Origin of the sequence: Prosthecobacter sp. (genome assembly GCF_044226605.1) — a bacterium.
In the GTDB taxonomy this organism is placed as follows: Bacteria; Verrucomicrobiota; Verrucomicrobiia; order Verrucomicrobiales; family Verrucomicrobiaceae; genus Prosthecobacter.
This window is the reverse complement of record NZ_JBGAGS010000005.1, coordinates 121,126-138,648: the sequence shown is the minus strand read 5'-3', so window position 1 is coordinate 138,648 and position 17,523 is coordinate 121,126. Positions and strand designations below refer to the sequence as shown.

The 17,523-nt window shown below is 62.0% G+C and carries 6 protein-coding genes and 1 pseudogene; 3 read left to right on the top strand and 4 right to left on the bottom strand.

What is annotated here, in order from left to right; all coding sequences use genetic code 11:
- Positions 1–186 precede the first annotated feature (186 nt).
- Positions 187–819, top strand: coding sequence for a L,D-transpeptidase family protein (locus ACILSO_RS08155; RefSeq protein WP_395736889.1), 633 nt, complete (start codon positions 187–189; stop codon positions 817–819).
- A gap of 662 nt (positions 820–1,481) precedes the next feature.
- Here ACILSO_RS08155 and ACILSO_RS08150 read toward each other — a convergent pair.
- Entirely contained in the window at positions 1,482–5,621 is a 4,140-nt protein-coding gene (locus tag ACILSO_RS08150; RefSeq protein WP_395736888.1) for a PAS domain S-box protein, read from the bottom strand.
- 610 nt (positions 5,622–6,231) lie between these two features.
- Positions 6,232–7,074: a hypothetical protein gene (locus ACILSO_RS08145; protein ID WP_395736887.1), complete on the bottom strand. Its 843-nt coding sequence runs from the start codon at positions 7,072–7,074 to the stop codon at positions 6,232–6,234.
- Positions 7,075–7,209: 135 nt separating this feature from the next.
- Here ACILSO_RS08145 and ACILSO_RS08140 point away from each other — a divergent pair, with 135 nt between their 5' ends.
- Positions 7,210–7,626: a hypothetical protein gene (locus ACILSO_RS08140; RefSeq protein ID WP_395736237.1), complete on the top strand. Its 417-nt coding sequence runs from the start codon at positions 7,210–7,212 to the stop codon at positions 7,624–7,626.
- Positions 7,614–8,147 (top strand): annotated as a pseudogene (locus tag ACILSO_RS08135) (IS630 family transposase); the annotation flags it as partial. The gene ACILSO_RS08140 and the pseudogene ACILSO_RS08135, both read left to right, overlap by 13 nt.
- Positions 8,148–8,524: 377 nt before the next feature.
- On the opposite strand, the gene ACILSO_RS08130 reads toward ACILSO_RS08135, so the two are convergent.
- On the bottom strand, positions 8,525–12,379 hold the full coding sequence (locus tag ACILSO_RS08130) for a S8 family serine peptidase (RefSeq protein WP_395736886.1): 3,855 nt from the start codon (positions 12,377–12,379) through the stop codon (positions 8,525–8,527).
- Between the two features lie 197 nt (positions 12,380–12,576).
- The gene (locus ACILSO_RS08125) at positions 12,577–17,271 is read right to left on the bottom strand and encodes a hypothetical protein (RefSeq protein ID WP_395736885.1); all 4,695 of its coding nucleotides are present in this window, start codon (positions 17,269–17,271) and stop codon (positions 12,577–12,579) included.
- Positions 17,272–17,523: the final 252 nt, after the last annotated feature.

Sequence of the window (17,523 nt, the reverse complement as noted above, 5' to 3'; positions counted from 1 at the left end):
CGCGTCCGCACTGGGGATTGCGGACGTTTCCAGTCCGCTCCCGTCGGCATGCGTCGTGACGATTCCCGCCCGCTGTTTTGAACATCGGGCCGGGACGCAGGTCCCACGTTCCCAATCCACACCGCGGGCGCGTTCTGGCACAACTTTGAACTTTAAACCTGAAACTTTAAACCCTACATGCAGCGCATGACGTTCCGCCGCCTGTTCCTGCTCCTCCCCCTCGCGCTCAGCCTCGTCAGCTGCAACACCGTCAAGACCACGGGCAACAACGCCTTCCATTTCAGCCGCCGCTTCGTCACGCAGGAGATCCCCCGCGCCTCTCGTTTCGTCTGGAAGGGCGTCACCGGTGTCTTCGGCGGCAATGATGCTTCTTTCTGGTATGCCGATGACATGGCCGGACGTCCCAGCGTCGTCATCAATCTCAGCGAGCAGATGGTTTATCTCTTCAAAGGCGGCCAGCTCGCCGGCGGTTCGCCCATTTCCTCCGGTGCCGAAGGCTACGACACCCGCCCCGGCAAATACCACGTCCTCGACAAGGACATCGATCACAAATCCTCCATCTACGGCGACTACGAGGACTTCAACGGCAACGTCATCATGCAGAACATCAACAACCGCATCGACCGCAGGCCCCCAGGCACACGGTTTGAAGGCGCCAAGATGTATTACTTCATGCGCATCTACGGCGGCGTCGGCATGCATCAGGGCTACCTCCCCGGCTACGCCGCCTCCCACGGCTGCATCCGCCTCCCCGCCGGCATGGCCGAAAAATTCTACCGCGAAGTCCGCGTCGGCACCCCCGTGGAAGTCGTGCCCTGATCCTGCTTCGCTCCCCAAGGCTTTTCAAACAAAGCGCTGCGCTGCACACGTGCACCTCGCCAGACACCGAAGCTGTCGGCGTTGTTCTCGAATACAAACTTCAGGCCGCAGGCGCATGCTGGACCGCGATTCTACTTTGATAACTTCTCAGGGCGTGCGCGAAAACCACCGCGAAAAATGTGACCCTCAGCCTCAGGTATCCGTGTAATCCGTGGTCAAACACTCTGGAAAAGCTGGCTCTAGCATCCCAGAAATTCGAAATTTCCAAAGTAGAAGCAGGATGGTTGGCGTGTGGCTCCAGCCCGCCCGTCCGCGAGCTTAAGGCTGGTGCATTTTCCATGAGTTCGTGTCCTGCAAATCCAGGTCCCTCAACGCGGCTCTCCCTCTCCCCGCCCATAAAATAGCGAGAACCAACCCAAAAATACCTTCGGGGAGAGGGCTGGGGTGAGGGGCCACTCGACAGCCTCTCCAGCACACGGTCCCCCATCACTCGAAAATAACAGGCATGCGACCAGCGCAGCCAAATGGGGCCGCCTCGCCGTCCGGGCGATGTGACAAAAGTTTTGATCGCAAGCACGAGCACAGCGAAGAGCGCCGGGAACGTAAAGGCGGCACACCAAAACGTCCCCTCCATCAGACCACGCACGGCATGGCTTCCACCCTCATCCATCCACGCCTTGGCTCCCTGCCAGCAGCTCCTCCAGCACATGGGCCAGCTGTCCTTCCGTAAAAGGCTTGTCCAGCCGCCGCGTCACTCCCAGCGCCTCCATTTCCGCCGCCTGCGGGTCCTCCATTCGCCCGCTGGCCACCACCACCGGCAGCTTCGGCATCAGCAGCCTCAGCACGCGCACAAACGCGAGCCCGTCCATGTGCGGCATGTGCAGGTCGGTGATCACCACGCGCAGATCCGCCTGATGCCTCATCGCCAGCTGCAGCCCCTCCGCTCCATCCGCCGCCGTCACCGGCTTGAAGTTCAGCCGTTGCAGCACCACACACGCCATCTCGCGCACGGCGGCTTCATCATCCACCAGCAGGATCGTCTCCCCGTTGCCCGGCCGCGCCGCAGCCGCATCCTTCGTGGGCGTCACCGGCATACCACCTTCTACCACACGTGCGGGCAGGCATACGGTGAAGGTCGAGCCCTCGCCCGGCCTCGATGTCACCTGCAAAAATCCGTCATGGCTTTTCACGATGCCGATCACAGTCGCCAGCCCCAGGCCCGTGCCTTTGTCCGGGCTCTTCGTCGTGAAAAACGGGTCAAAGATCCGGTCCTGGATCTCCTGCGGAATGCCCATGCCCGTGTCCTGCACCCGCAGCGCCACATAGCTGCCCGGCTTCGCCTCCGTCACGGCGCTCGCAAAGGCCTCGTCCACTTCCGTCGTGCTCGCGTCCAGGGTCAGCGTGCCGCCCGTGGGCATCGCATCCCGCGCGTTCACGCACAGGTTCAGCAGCACCTGGTGCAGCTGTGTCGCATCTCCCAGCACCGCCGGCAGCTCCGCCGCGCAGCTCACGCTGATCTGGATGTTCTTCGGGAAGCTGCTGAGCATCAGCTTCTCCATCTCCCGCAGCAGGCGCTCCACCTGCAGCACGCTGTGCTGGCCGTCCGCTCCTTTGGCAAAGGTCAGCAGCTGCCTCACCATGTCAGCTCCGCGCTTCGCGCTGGTCTCAAACAGGTCCAGAATTTTTGCCTCCTGCGGGCAGCGTGTCCGCAGCAGCTCCACTCCCATCAGGATCGGTGCCAGCGCGTTGTTCAAATCGTGCGCCACACCCCCGGAGAGCGTGCCGATCGCCTCCATCCGCTGCGAGCGCAGCGCCAGACGCTCCATGTTTTTCCGCTCCGTCAGAATGCGGCTGCGCTCCAGTTCCAAAATGATACGCTGCGCAATGATCCGCAGAATCTCCTGGTCCTCCACGCTGTACACTTGGGGCCCGTGGGACAGCAGGCAGGTGATCGCCGCCACTTCCCCGTTCACATCTAGAGAAGGGACACCGCAATAAACTTCTGCATCATAAAGCCTCAGCAGTTCGCACTCGGGGAACTTTCCCTGCACTCGCTCAAAGATCTGCAGGTCTTTCGTGGCTGCCACCGCCGCGCAGGGCGTGTTGGCCAGCGCGCAGTACCCTGCGTCACGCAGGATCTTGCCGTCCGTGATCACCGCCCTGAAATGCAGCTGCGGCCCCACCTTTTCCGCCAGGCACACCGTCGGCACTCCAAAAAGTTCCGCCACCATGCTCACCACTTCTTCAAACACCGCTCCCGGCTCGCCCGAGAGCTTCATGCTCAGTTCAGAGAGCTTCTTCAGCTTGCGCAGTCGCGCGGCGTCCCTCTCCTCCGCCATCCATCGTTCACTTACATCCTGCACCGTGCCCAGAGAGTGCAGCGGCCGCCCCTCCTCATCATACACCGTCTCCGCCCGTTCCCGCACATGCTTGATGCGTCCGTCCGGCAGCAGCAGCCTGTGCTCGATCTCATACGTGCTGCGGTTTCTCACCGCCTCCGTATACGCCTGCGTGACCCGCTCCAAGTCATCCGGGTGCACCGTCGCCCGGAATACCTCGATGGATGGCCGCGTCTTGAGCGGGTCCTTTTCAAAGATGCGGAAAATCTCATCGGACCAGTTCAGCCGGTTCTCCGCCACTTCCAGGTGCCAGCTTCCCATCTGCCCGATCCTTTGTGCTTCTTGCAACTGCGCCTCGCGTTCCTGCAGCGCGCTCGTGCGTTGGACCACCAGCTTCTCCAGCTCGCTGTTAAACCGCCGGATCTCCTCCTCCGCCTGCTTGCGGTTCGTGATGTCCGCCCGGATGGCGATGTACTGCGCCGGTTTTCCATCGGCGCCCAGGAAGGGCACGATCGTCGTGTCCACCCAGTAGATCGAACCGTCCTTGGCGCGGTTTTTGATCTCCCCCTTCCACACCTGCCCGCTCTTGATCGTCTGCCACAGGGTGCTGATGAATTCCTTCGGATGGTGGTTCGAATTGATGATGCCGTGATCCTGCCCTAGCAGCTCCTCGCGTGTGTATTTCGAAATCGCGCAAAACTTGTCGTTCACATACGTGATGATCCCGCTCGCGTCCGTCACCGCCACGATCGCATGCTCGTCCAGCGCCGCCTTGAAATCCGCCAGCACCTGCTCCGCACGCTTGCGCGCCGTGATGTTGATCTGCGCGATCACCGCTCCGCCTTCTTCACGGGTCAATGCGGACACCTGCATCGTGAACCACCGGTACTCATCCGGTGAGTGGCAGGGGTACTCGTGTTTAAAGGTGGGTTGCGAGTGGTTCAGCACGCTCTGGATGCCTTCCACGATCTCATCCGCCTCTCCTCCCAGCTCCCGCCCTGCCTGCTTGCAGACTTCCAGGTAGTTCGCTCCCACGCCCATCGTGTGCATCAGCGCCTCGCCTCCGTTGGCCCGCGCAAAGCTTTCCCACCCGTCATTGATCGCGATGATCGTCCCCTCACGGTCCACCACCGCGATGTTGGCCATCATCGAGTTCAGCACCGCCCGGTTCAGCGCTTCGCTGGCCCGCAGCGCCCGTTGCGACTCATGCTCCGCCGTCACATCCCGGAACACCAGCACCACTCCGATGATCTTGCCCGCAAGGTCTCGAATCGGTGCCGCGCTGTCAGCAATCGGCCGCTCCGTGCCGTCCCGGGCGATGATCACCGTATGGTTCGCCAGTCCGTGGATCTCCCCGGTGGCCAGCACATCATCCACCGGTATCACCGCCGGCTCACGCGTGACTTCGTTGATGATGCGAAACACCTCCTCTACAGGCCGTCCTTTCGCCTCAGCCAGAGTCCAGCCCGTCAGCCTTTCGGCGATCAGGTTCAGCCGCGTGATGCGCCGCTGTGCATCCGTCGCCAGCACCGCATCGCCGATGGAGTTCAGCGTCACCGCCAGCTTCTCCTCGCGGGCACGCAGGAGGTCGGCCGCATTCTTCTGCTCCGTCACGTCCCGTGCCGTGGCAAACATCAGCCCCCCGGTGTGCGGCATGGACCTCCAGGAAAGGATGCGCCACGTGCCATCTTTGTGCTGATAGCGGTTCTCAAAGTGCAGCACTTTTTCTCCTGCCACCACCTGCCGCTCCACCTCCCTCAGCGTCGCCTCACGGTCCTCCGGATGCACGAGGTCGATGTACGGCGTCCGCAGCAGTTCCTCCGTGCTCCATCCCAGTGTCTGGCTGAATGCCGGGTTCAGGTGTTTGAAGTAGCCGTCCGCACTGGAGACACACAGCATGTCCAGCGGCAGCGTGAAGAAGAGATCCCGTTCAATTTCCGCCTCTTTCCGCTTTTTGAAATCCCTCCGCACCATCAGGCCTCCCACAGCCGTCAGCGCCAGGGAAAGCAGGCTGCCAAACACCACCAGCTTCATCGTTACGCGGGAAAGCTCCTCCGCCTTCGCCGTGCGTTCCTTCAGCAGCCGGCCCTCCGCGGCCTTCATCGTCCCGATCACTCCTCGGATTTCGTCCATCGCTCTTTTGCCATGACCCTCGCCAATGTATCTCAGCGCCCCGCTGGCATCTCCGCTGCGGCGCAGTTCGACCGCGTGTCCTGCCACGGTGAGCTTGTGTTGGATCACTGGTTCCAGGGTTGCCAGACGCTTCTGCTGTTCCGCACTGTCCCGCGTCAGGCGCTTCAAATTGGCAAGCGCCCTCGTGATCGCCTCTTTCCCTTCCTCGTACGGCCGCAGAAAGCTCTCATCACCCGAGATCGCATACCCGCGGTTCCCCGTTTCTGTGTTCAGCGCCTCCACCAGCAGCCCGTCAAGGCTGTCGATCACCTCCCGGGTCTGGTCCACCATTCCGTTCAGCTGCACATTGTGTTGCACGCTCCACCACGCCGAGATGCCAGTCAGCAGCAAGGAGAGCAGGGCCGCAGCGAATCCCGCCTGTATTTGATGTTGTTTCCGCACCTCACACTAGGCTCGATATCTCTCTCTTTATCAAGACGATATGTTTCGGGAAGATGCAGCCGCACAGACTGGCTCCATTTCTCACTTCCCTTCAAAAGGATGTGTAACCCCATCAACATTGATTGAGACTCGCCTAGTAGAATGACGATCCCCCATTGAAGGCCAATGGCCTTCCGTCATTGAGCCCAGGGATGCCGATCGATGGCGAGTGCTTCCCTGGGTTTGCAAGCACCATCCGGGAAGCAAACCCTGTTTACCCTTCGCTGCTTCAGCGAAGAATGGGCGCTTTCTTCGCACACCGCCTTCACCAGCAGCGTCCTCACGCCACTCCGCCGCAGGTACAGGCTCCGCATGTTCTCACGTAGTCTCACTCTTCAGACAACACTCCTCGCCGCCGCCTCTGCTCAAGACCTGTCTTCGTGCGAAAAACAGGCCCGTTTTCAATGGCTCCTGGTATTAAAAGCCAGGACACGTCTCGCCCTTCCGTCGCCGGACCCTCTCATTGCTTCCGGCGGCTTCCTCCGGCAGAACGATGGAAAAAATCTTCGATTCGCCGTATCATCATGTCCCGGCTGGTCAGATCTTCCTCCTTCATGCGCTTGCCCAGCCACGGCCTCAGAAACCACGGCACATGGTCGCGCACAAGATCCTCCGTGCATGAGATCCGGTCAGGAGCCCTGATGCAAAACTCCAAAAACTGTCCCTTCCACCCAAATCCAAACGTCATCGCCGCCATCTCTTCCTCGTCCGTCTTCTCATGGCTCTCCCCGGCGCGAGACCAATATCCTTCAGCTATCTGCAAAGCCTCCTCCAGGCCCACACGCTCATGCTCCTGCGTGTGAAGGTCCCGGCTCATCGAATACCATGGCAGATGGCTTTTAAGCCGTTCCTGATATCGCCGCACCGGCTCCACCAGAAGATGCACCCCGGCGGGAACCAAAAGAAACAGCAATGCCGCAGGATGCTGCGGCGGAGCCATCAAGACCGGTCTGACACTGCCGAATAACATGCCCATCATGTCCACCCAGATGACAAATCCCAGAACGTTTGCAGGCAGTTTCACCAGCCGGAAAAGCAGCCAGATCCAAAGCCACACGCCGACCTCAAAGGCGATCAACGAATAATTCCACGGCAGTTGGTTCACCCTCATTCGAAACACCGGGGAAATCCACCACGCCGCCACCACCGCCGCCACGTAAAGCCCCGTCCAAAGGCGCGCCCCCTGAATCTGCACGTTCTTAAACTGCCGCGCATTCATCCACCACAGCCAGAACACCGGAAACACCCCCATCCCGATCCAAAAAAAGATCCGGCCTCTTCGTGTCTCAAGTTCAGCATTCATGCCAGGTCCAGGCGTTTCCCACGCTCATTGGCCTCACTCTCAGCGCTCCAAAAGATTTTTCTACCCTGATTTTCCTGCCTAGAGCATTTTAAATAATTATATAGCCATTGTGGCGATGACATGCTATGAAGGCACATGGCCACACTCTCCCTTGATTTGCGTGAACGCATCCTGAGTTCTTATGACAAAGGCGAAGGCAGCCGCGATGAGATTGCGCACCGCTTTCAGGTCTCCCTTGGCATGGTCAAAAAGCTCCTGCAGCAGCGGCGCCACACCGGATGCATCAAGCCACGGCATCACCTTGCCGGGCGCAAAAAGCTCATTGTAGCCGCACACCGCATGGCCATTCGGCAGCATCTCAAGGGCAAGCCCGACATGACACTGGCCGAACTGCGTGATGCATTGGGGCTGGAGTGCACCCTGCCCGCGATCCACTACGTGCTCGTGGACATGGGGCTGACATATAAAAAAAGACGCTCCGCGCTGCCGAGCAAGAACGCGAAGACGTCCGCAAAGCGCGCCGCCTCTGGAAGCGCAAGCAAGGCGGGCTAGAGCCTTGGCGGCTGGTCTTTCTCGACGAGAGCGGTGCCAAGACCAACATGACCCGCCTGCGTGGCAGAGCTCCGCGCGGTCATCGGCTGCATGCAGCAGCGCCGTGTGGCCGGTGGCAGAGCACCACCATGATCTCCTCCATCCGTCTCGATGGCACCACGGCTTGCATGCACCTCTCTGGAGCGGCCGACACCGCCGCCTTCGTGGCTTACATCGGCCAGGTGCTCTGCCCAACGTTGCGGCAGGGCGACATCGTTGTGATGGACAACCTCGCGGTGCACAAAAGTCCCGTAGTTTTGGAGCTGGTGAGGGCGGTTGGCGCTGAAGTGCGGTTCCTGCCGGCCTACTCACCGGATCTCAACCCGATTGAGAAGATGTGGAGCAAGATCAAGGGGCTGTTGCGCAGCGCGGAGGCACGCACGCCCGCGCAGCTTGATGAAGCCATCACCATGGCGTTCTCAAAAATCACGGCCAAAAACGCCATGGGTTGGTTTGCCTCTTGTGGCTATAGTATTTTTTAATATGCTCTAGGGGAGACTGGAATAACTGGCAAAGCCGGAATCCGGAGCTTTGAATCATGCAGCCTGAATATCGCGCAAGAGATGACATGAAGTTTAGCCAGCCAGACGAAATCTGACATTGGATTCTCAACGGAGCCGAGAAAATGAGCCGGAGGTGAAGGGAGGCTGGGCCAGCGAGAATCACCGGACTCTCGCACGATAAACTCCAGGCCAAAGCCGCATGCGGAAGGCACGCAGAAGATGTGGCGGGCTCTAGGTGAGCGTCTTTGGCACAGCGCTTCTCACCCACCTCCCACATGCGCCCACTGACGGTAGATTCTATAGGCTTGCCAAGGCCGTGGTAGGTCTTGGCTTTTCGAGAGTTGGTAAATCCTCCCTCACGGCAGCGTCACCGTCACCCGATAAAACCTCCGAGGCTGCGCGGCACCTCCCGTGTCCGTTGCAGTTTGGTTTGATCCCGTTCCCGCGATCCCTTGCTGCACCGTCGTCCACGGCGTCGATGCATTGTCACTCCGCTCCACTTTATAAGTGCGTCCTGTCAGCGTTGGAAACGTGATGCTGATGTTGCCACCTGCACTCGCGGCGGTCACAGGATACTGGCTGCTGCCAGAGTTCGGCGCCGTGCCGAGGATGAACTCTTTGTAGTTGCTGATGCCGTCCCCGTCCAGATCCAGCGTCGCATCATTCACAGCTGCATTCAGTCCCACGCTCTGTTCGTAATCATCCGTCATGCCGTCCGCGTCGGCGTCACCATCCACAATCGTGATCGTGGACACCACTGGTGTTCCCAAAGTCAGACCACCCGTCGGTCCGCTGATCGTCACCGTAAACGACTCCGCTGCTTCGATGACGGCATCATCCAGCAAGGTTACGGTAAAGGTCTTGCTCAAGTCGCCGGCCGCAAAGCTCAGCGTGCCCGATGTCGCCGTAAAATCCGCCGCGGTGGCGTTGCCATAGGCCGTGGCATAGTTCACCGTTCCCGCATTCCCCGCTGTGCTCCGGCTCACCGTGAAGGTCACCTGCGTCGCCGCCTCCGTCACGGTCTGCGTCGCCGGAGAAATCGCCACCGGAGTCGGTGCATCATCATCCACAATCGTCACGCTCCCGCTGGCCAGCGTCCCCAGCGTCGTGTTTCCACCCGCCGAGGAGAGCGTCACCTGGATTGTCTCGTTCGACTCCAGCGCTGTGTCGTTGGTGATCGGAATGGCAAAAGTTTTCACCAGTTCGCCCACGGCAAAGCTCAGCGTGCCGCTCGTCGCCGTGTAGTCGCTGCCCGCCGTCGCGGTTCCATTGCTCGTGGCATAGTTCACCGTCGCGCTGCCCTCTTTCCCACCGGTGCGCGTCACGCTCACGAGGATGCTCCCCGCCCCCTCCGCTCCGCTGCTGGCCGATTGCGTCAGCATCACATTGTCCGTGCACGTGACCGTGGTGAAGTTCAGGCTCCACCCGCCGAGCGTTCCGGTGTCTCCTGCGGAATAATCCTGTACATACAGGTTCCATGTGCCATTGCCCTGCAGGCCGCTGAACTCTCCCAGCGTGTAGCCCATCTCCGTCGCGACGTCTCCGGTGAATGGCCGCGAAGTGGTGCTGTAGAGGTAATAAGGCTTGTACGCGCCGGCCGTCATGCTCGTGCCCAGATAGGGAAAGGGCACGTCCGCATTGTCACTGAAGGTCAGGTCCAGCGCCGTCGCTCGGTTGCGGATGCCGCCGTTGAAAAGCCGCATCTCCAGCGCATCCGGTCCGTGCAGCAGTGCTCCCACATCGTTCACATACGAGTGCGTGAAGCTGGTGAACGCCGCTGTCACCGTCTGCACCCGCCCCACAAGGCCGGACACAGTGACTGGGGAAGGGGACGGGAGCGCCGGGTTTGTGTCTCGGATGATGATCGTTCCAGACGCGGCGAAGTTCGCCGTCGCACTCGTGCCCAGCGGCACGTTCACACTCACGTAGCCCAGGTTGGTGGCTCCATCCTGCAGCTTCAGCAGCAGCGGCACCGACATGCCGCACCCTCCTGAAGGAGTGAAGGAAAAGGATCGCGTCACCGCAGCACCACCAGAGCTCAGCGCGCCATAATTCTGCGCCGCTGAAGGATTGCTCACACCACCTGTTGCCATCAGCGTCGCCGTAAGATTGCTCGTCGCCGCCGCACCGATGTTTTTCAGCCCCACGTTAAACGTCACCGCCTCGCCCGGATCCGCCGCCGAGTTGGCAGGCGTGTTCCCCTCTGCGGTCAATGTGGCCCCTGTTCCCACAATGCGCGCATTCGCATTCGTCGCTCCGAGCAGTGTCACCGTCACGCTGTTAAGTGCGCCCGTTTGCGTGGCCACCCTGTCATTGACAGTCACCGTCCAGGTTCCCGCACCCGTTTCGCCCCAGTGCCGCACGGTTCCAAACGTCCACGCCAGATTCGCCGTCGTGTCGTCATTCACTTGCGCGAGTTTGCTCACCATCCCGGAAGGGGAGGTGAGCGTGATCTCCAGATCTCCACGGCACGTATGCGTCGCCCCCACGGCCACGGTCACATGCTCCACGCGGAAATTGGCCGCCGTGAAGTTGAAGCTTTGCGTCGAGCCTCCCGTGGTCGAGTTGTCCGTAAGCGCCACATTCAGTCCCGTCACCGCCATCTGCTGCGTCGTCATCGCCGGCAGGTTGGTCCACTGCTGCGCCAGCGCTACCGCAGCCGCCGCATCAATGATCCCCGCGCCGTATTTGTGGTTGAAGGAGAGCCCCGCTTGATTCGTCACCCAGTCGGTGTCCGTCCGGTGATTTTTCCGCGCCGTGCGGATCAGGATCTCCTGCACATCTCGCCATCCCAGGTTCGGATTCGCCTGCAGCATCAGCGACACGATGCCGGACACCAGCGGACACGCGCTGGAAGTGCCGCCAAACGTCTTCGTGTAGTTGCGGTCCGCCAGATCATTCGTGCCCGCCGCCGTGGTGTTGTAGCCGCCTTCTCCCGTGATGTCAGTGGTGCGGATCCCCGCATTGTGCATTCCTCCGTTCGAAGGCGCGGAGACCATGAGGTTCGCTCCCGGCTCCGAGTAGTAGCTCTGAAATCCAAAATCATTCACCGCTCCCACCGCGATCACATACGGCGAGCTCGCGTAGCCGTCGTAGTTCGAGTTGTCTCCATAAATGAGGCCGTTTCCTCCCGCGAAGACATAGATCGTCCCTTTGCCCCCGCGTCCGCTGCTCGCTCCCGTTTGCAAAGCCGCCGTCGCCAGCACATCCGGCCCGCCATAGCCATCGCCATCAGGCCAGCCCCAGGAATTGCTCTTCACCTGGATCACATCATTGTGCGTCAGAAACGCATTGGCTTCGTCCTGGTCCGTGTTCGCCGCCGCGATCAGTCGAAAGCCCGTCAGCGTCGCCTCGGGCGCCGCTCCTGTGCCGCCGAGCCCGTTGTTCCCTCGGGCCGCGGCCACACCCGCGCACGCCGTGGCATGCTTCTCCGTGGTCACATCGGCAGGCGCGGGATCCGCGTCATTCCCATTGTAGTCAAAATCGAGGTCCGTGTTGTAATTCGGCGCGAGGTCCGGATGCGTGTACTCCAGCCCGCCATCGATGATGCCGATGGTGATCCCCGTGCCCTTGTATGCGTCCCACACGCTCGTGATGTTTGTGTCCGTCCACAAGGCGCCTCCCAGCTGACTGCTGTTCCTCAAATGCCATTGCTCGGAAAACAGCGGGTCATTCGGCGTGAACTTTGCCTCCTTCTGCGTCGCCAGCACCACATTCGCGCTCTCCACCTCTGGCTGCGCTCTCAGCGCCTCCATTGCCACCAGCGCTCCTTCAGACGTCAGCGCATCCATGACCGCATAGCCCGGCGCATGCCCCGGCTCGCTGCTCACGCGTACGCCCGCCCTCTGCGCCACTTCTTTGGCCGTCGTTCCAGCCTTCAGTTTCACCAGCACCTCCTGCGTCACAAAATGCCGCGTCGTCTTCGCTCTCGCACCACCTGTCGTGTGCGTCAGCATCAGCTCCACCTTCGCCACGCCTCCAGATCGCACACGCGTCGCCTTCGCAGCCGCAGCCAGATCCGCAGCACCCGCCTTGGAAACCGTCCGCTTTCCATCCGCCTCCCTCACCGCTATCTCATCCGCCACCAGCGTCATCTGCCTCACCGTCCCACCACTCACGATTTCATAGCTCGATTTCAACGCGCCCGCATTTTGCCCCATGGTAAAACCACCGGCTAAAAAAAGCGCGGTCCCAATCAGAAACGTTCTCATGCCGAATTAAGGCACAGCATGACATCCATCAGCAACCCTATTTTCACAGGGAAGCTGATCACTTCGCCTCACACGCCGCACCATCCTCATCAAACCGAGTGCTTAAAAAAGTCCATCTCATAGCTTCACCAAAGCACCAGCCAGCAGCCCCAAGTGCATGACTTGAAACTTTAAACCTGTAACTTCCAACTTCAGAATCAACGCTTCGCCTTCGCCGCGATCGCCTTGTAGTAGCTCTCGATCGCCGCGCGATACTCCGGCGCCGCTTCGCTCCGCGTCGCCTCCGTCAGATCATCCGCCATCTTCTGCGGCAGGTGGCCCCAGTCCCCGTTCACCAGCACCGTTGCCTGCCCCAGCACGCCGTCCTGCAGCACCATGGCCTGGTTGCCCCCTTCAGCCGTGGGAGACTGCGTGTTCTGCCCCTGCGGCTTCTTGTTGTCCGCCTGCTGCTGGGAAGGTTTCTGCCCCGGTGTCTGCCCCTGGTTGCGTGCATCCGCCATGCTCTGCTGCTGCGCCTGCTGCGCGTCGCTCAGGCTTTGCTGCGCCTTCTGCTGGCCGCCTTGCCCTTGCTGCTGCCCGCCCTGCGACTGCTGTTGCTGCCCGTTTTCAGACTGCTGCTGCTGCCCCCCCTGCATCGGGTGCAGTTGTGCATCCAGCTGGTCCAGCGCCTGCGCCAGCATCTGTCCCTGGATCTTTTCCAGCGGGGACGCAAGCATGGCCGGAGACGTCTTGCTGTTCGTGCCTTCCGCCGCTTTCGCCGCTTTCGCGGCATTGCTCTGGCTCTGCTGCGCCGCCTGCGCGTTCGGCACCGGATTGGCCTGCTGCGCCTCAGCCTGCTGCCCTGCCTGCTGGAGCTGATTGCTGGCCTGCGCGACCTGCTGCGCCGCATCCTTGTCTCCAAGCCGCTGCTGATGGCGGGCCACGCGCGCCAGATCATTCGCCGCCTGCTTCTGCGCCATGCCGTTCTGCACCGCCTGCTTCGTTTCCTGCGCCACCGCCTGCTCCGCCTTCTGCGCGGTGCTCTTGGCCGTTTCTGCCAGCGCCTTCTGCATGGAAGGATTCTTCGGCAGCTCCTTCTCCAAAGCATCCAGCACCGCCTGCGGGTTCTGCGCAGCGTCCTTCGCCATGTCGGCAAGTTCCTTCGCGCGGTCGTAGGCTTCATCCAGCGGCTTCTGTACGCCCAGCTCCTGCTCCATCTGCTGCATCGCCGCCTGTTCGGCGTCCGTCAGCTGCTGCCCGTCCTCCACCTTCTTCATGTTCTGCGCCAGCTGTTCCAGAGCCTGCGCCGTCTGCTTCTGTGCATTCGCCGCGGCCTGCAGTGCCTGCTCCTGCGGCTTGCTCTGCTGTGCCTGCGCCGCCTGCTTCAGATTCTGTGCAATCTGAGGCGCCTTCTGCTGCATCTGCGCCAGCGCCACATCCGCAGCACGGGACAGCTGTTCATCCTTCTTCTTGGAAAGGTCGGACGCATTCGCCTCCTGCCGCAGCGCCGCCTGCAGCGCCGCCATCTTCTCCGCATTCTCCGCGGCTTCCGGGCGCAGCTCCTGCGCCTTCTCCGCCACTTCCTCCACCGGCTTCTCCGCCTTGGCATCGTCCGCCGCCACCTGCGTTTCCTCCTGCGTCTTTTTCAAATCTTCCGCCACGCGTTTCATCATCTCGCTCACTTCCGGCGTCATGCCGGCCAGCTGCGCGCGCGCGGCCTCCACCTGCGGCTGCAGCTGCGCCGCCAGTTCGTTCGCCTTCTTCTGCGCCTCCGCCGTGGCCTGCTGCGCCGGCTGGCTGTTCAGCGGCTGCCCCGCCTGCTGCTGCGCCGCTTCACGTGCCAGGTTCTTGTTCTGCTCCGCCGCATTGCGCGCCATGTCGCTCGCCTGCTGCGCCGCCGCGCGCAGATTGTTCGCCGCCTGCGGATCAGTTTTCTGCATGGCTTCAGCAAGGCGCGCGCGGTTGATCTTCTCCGGCACCTGCTGCAGCGCATCCGCGGCCGCTTTCGCCTGCGCCGCCGTCTGCGCCACATCCTGCAGGTTCTGCGGCTCCATGCCTTCCGCCTGCGCCGCCTCCAGCGCCTGAGCTGCATCCTGCGCCAGCGCATCCGCCTCCAGCGCACGCGTCGCCTGCGCCAGCTGCGTGGCCTGCTCCTTCAGATTTGCCAGCGCCTTCGTCGCCTCGGACGGCGGCGCGTTGCTGCGCCTCGCTTTGTCAGCCTCTTCGGGGGAGGGCAGGGGGATCTTGCCCGCCTCCTCAGTCTGCCGCGCCAGTTCATCCACCGCACGGCTCGCACGGTTCATGTCCAGCGCCGCCTGCGTGTTCGTCGCCTGGTTCTGCTCCCTCAGCTCAGCCTGGTCCTGCAGCTGCTTCGCCGCTTCCGTCAGCTGCTTCTGCGCCTTCTCCACCGGCGTCAGGTCGTCATGATCCTTCTTGTTGTGCCGCGGATCCCGCGCCGCGTTTTCAGCATTGGCCAGAAAATTCCGCGCCTCCTCCAGCTTCGCCAGCGCCGGGTTGTCCTGCCGGTTCAGGCTCTCGCGCCGCTGCTGCGCCTCGTTCGCCGTCTGCTCCGCGATGGTCCGGCTCACATCCGCCGCCTGCTGCAGCCGGCTGCGCAGATTGTCAGACGCGCCATACAGGTGCTCCGGGCTCTTGATCTGATCCGACTTGTCCAGGCTGCTCGCCAGATCTGCGGCCGTCTCGTTCAGGCGTTTGTCAATGTCCTGCAGCTGCCCGCGGTTCCGGCCCTTCTGCGTTTCATCCAGCTTCTGCAGGTCCTTCTGCAGCGTCTTGCTCTGCGCCATCAGCGCACGCTGCTGCTCCTGCCATTTCGGCCGCTGCTCCGCGTCACGGTTCGCCTGCAGCGAAGTGTCCGTCAGCATCTTCGACTGCCGCTGCAGCTGCTGTGCCTCCTTCGCCGCGATCTTCGCGCTGTCCTCCGCCGCAAACGCACGCAGCGCATCCGCGATCTGCGCCGCTTCTCCCGCCGCCTCGTTGGCCGCACGCTTCAGCGGCTCCGTGTTTGGAATCTCATCCGCATTCAGCTTCTCCAGTTCAGGGATCGGCTCGCGCCTCAGCTGTGCCAGCTTCTTGCCCACCAGCTGTGCCTCCGCCGCATCCAGCTGGTTCGGCGCATCACGTGCGGCATCCTTCAGCGCATTCCACAGATCCTCGGACTCCGCCTTCACCTGCTCAAGTTTTTCCTGCGCGCTCGCCAGCGCATTCTCCGCGGCGTCCTTCGCCTTGTTCGGGTCCTTGCGCGCGCTCTTTTCCGTCTTGCGCACCTGGTCCACCTCCTTGCGCAGTTCCCGCGTCTGCTCCTCCAGCCGCTCCGCCTTCATCGCCAGCCGGCGCTGGCTCTCCGCCCACGCACGCTGCTGCGGGTCCACCGTCTGCTCCAGAATGATCACCCGCACCGGCGCGGACTCCGCCTTCTGTCCTTTCAAATCGGTGGCCACCATCTTGATCAAGAGCGCATCGCCCGTCTTCACGCCCAGCGGCGCCAGCGGCAGCAGCGTCTGCATCGGCGTTTCCTTCGCCGCCTTCTCGCTCGGCACATCCTGCTCCTTCCATCCCGCGCCATTGATCGCGTGCACCAGCTTCACCTGGCTCAGCCCCACGTCATCCGTCGCCAGTCCCACCAGCCTCACCCCTTCATCCGGCAGCAGCTCGATCTGCTCCACCGGCTCATGAATCTGCACCGTCGGCGGCAGGTCCGGGATCGTCGTGATGCGCCACGGCGTGCTCTCTTCATTGGTAAATCCGGTCTCCTCAGACTTCAGCGCGATCTGCCACGAGCTGTTCGTCGCCTTCACCTCCACCTCCGTCTCGATCATCCCATCCGCCGAAATCTTCGTGGTCAGCTTCTTCTTTTCCGGCTGATCCGCATTCAAAACAAAGTCGCTCTGAGACACCGGCTGGTTCGTCTTCAGCGTCAGCTTGATCGTCGAGCCATCCAGCGCCTCCAGGTCGCCCTGGTCCTGCGTCACCTTGCTCTCCGCCCCGCCCGAATACTCCGGCGGCACGATCGTCTTCGTAAACTCCACGATGCGTGGCCTTGCACGAGCCCGCAGCGTTCGCCACGGCGAGATCGCATCCGCCACATGCACCCGGTACATCACATCCGTCTGCCCCACCGGCACCACTCCTTCAAATCGGTTCGCACCCACCGTGGAAAGTTCATTCTTCCGTGGCTTCGAGCCCTCCACCTGAAACTCCAGCGTCGCACGCTCGGTTTTCGGTCCCGTCGTCTCGATCACCAGCGGCACCTCGGAGCCGATCGGCGCCAGCGCGTTCGCCTTCACCGGTTCCAGAATCTTGATCTTCACCAGCGCAGGTCGTTCCAGGTTGGCAAACGGCAGCGCCGCGCGTGCCAGGAATCCACCCAGGTGCAGGTTCGGCACCAGGCACAGCACCAATATCCCAGCAAACACCCCGCCCGCAGCGTAAAACCACGGCATCAGCGCCCGCGTCGGCAGCTTCGCATTCCAGTCGATCCCTTCCACCGCCGCCGCCACCTCGTCCTGCAGCTTCCCACGAAACTCCACCGAGTCCTTCACATTCACACCCCCGTTCGGGTCCGCCAGTTCCACCGCAGCCAGCAGTCGCTCCCGCAGCTTGGGCTCCGCCGCCTCGATCAGCCTCGCCGCCCCTTCTTTACCGCTCCCCTGCGCGATGAAGCGCCACGCCACCCGCCACGCCGCATACCCCGCACCCCCATACGCCAGCAGCGTCACCCACGGCCGCAGCCTGTCCGGCATGAACCACGCCCGGTCCAGAAACGCGATCAAAGTGAACGCCGCAAAGGCAATCGCCACTCCGCACAGCGCGGCGCGAACTTTCAGCAGCAGCTCACGGCGCAGGCGAAACCGTTGCAGAGCTTCGTGCGTGGCGGGACGTAGGGCAAGATTCATAGGAAAGGGATGGAAACTTAACGCCTCAGGATAGGCCTTCTTTTCGGCGTCCGCACCCGGTTTGCAGCACAGACCGCACCAGCATTCAGCCGCTCCCGCCCCCACGCAAGCCCATACCCACCCCAATCTCCCTCCCTCGCCATCCCCAATCCCACCTCGCCATCCTCCATCTCGTCCTCGTCCTCGTCCTCCTACTCGAACTCGTCCTCGATCAAATCACCCCCGCAGCCAGACCGACGTTACAAGCGTCAC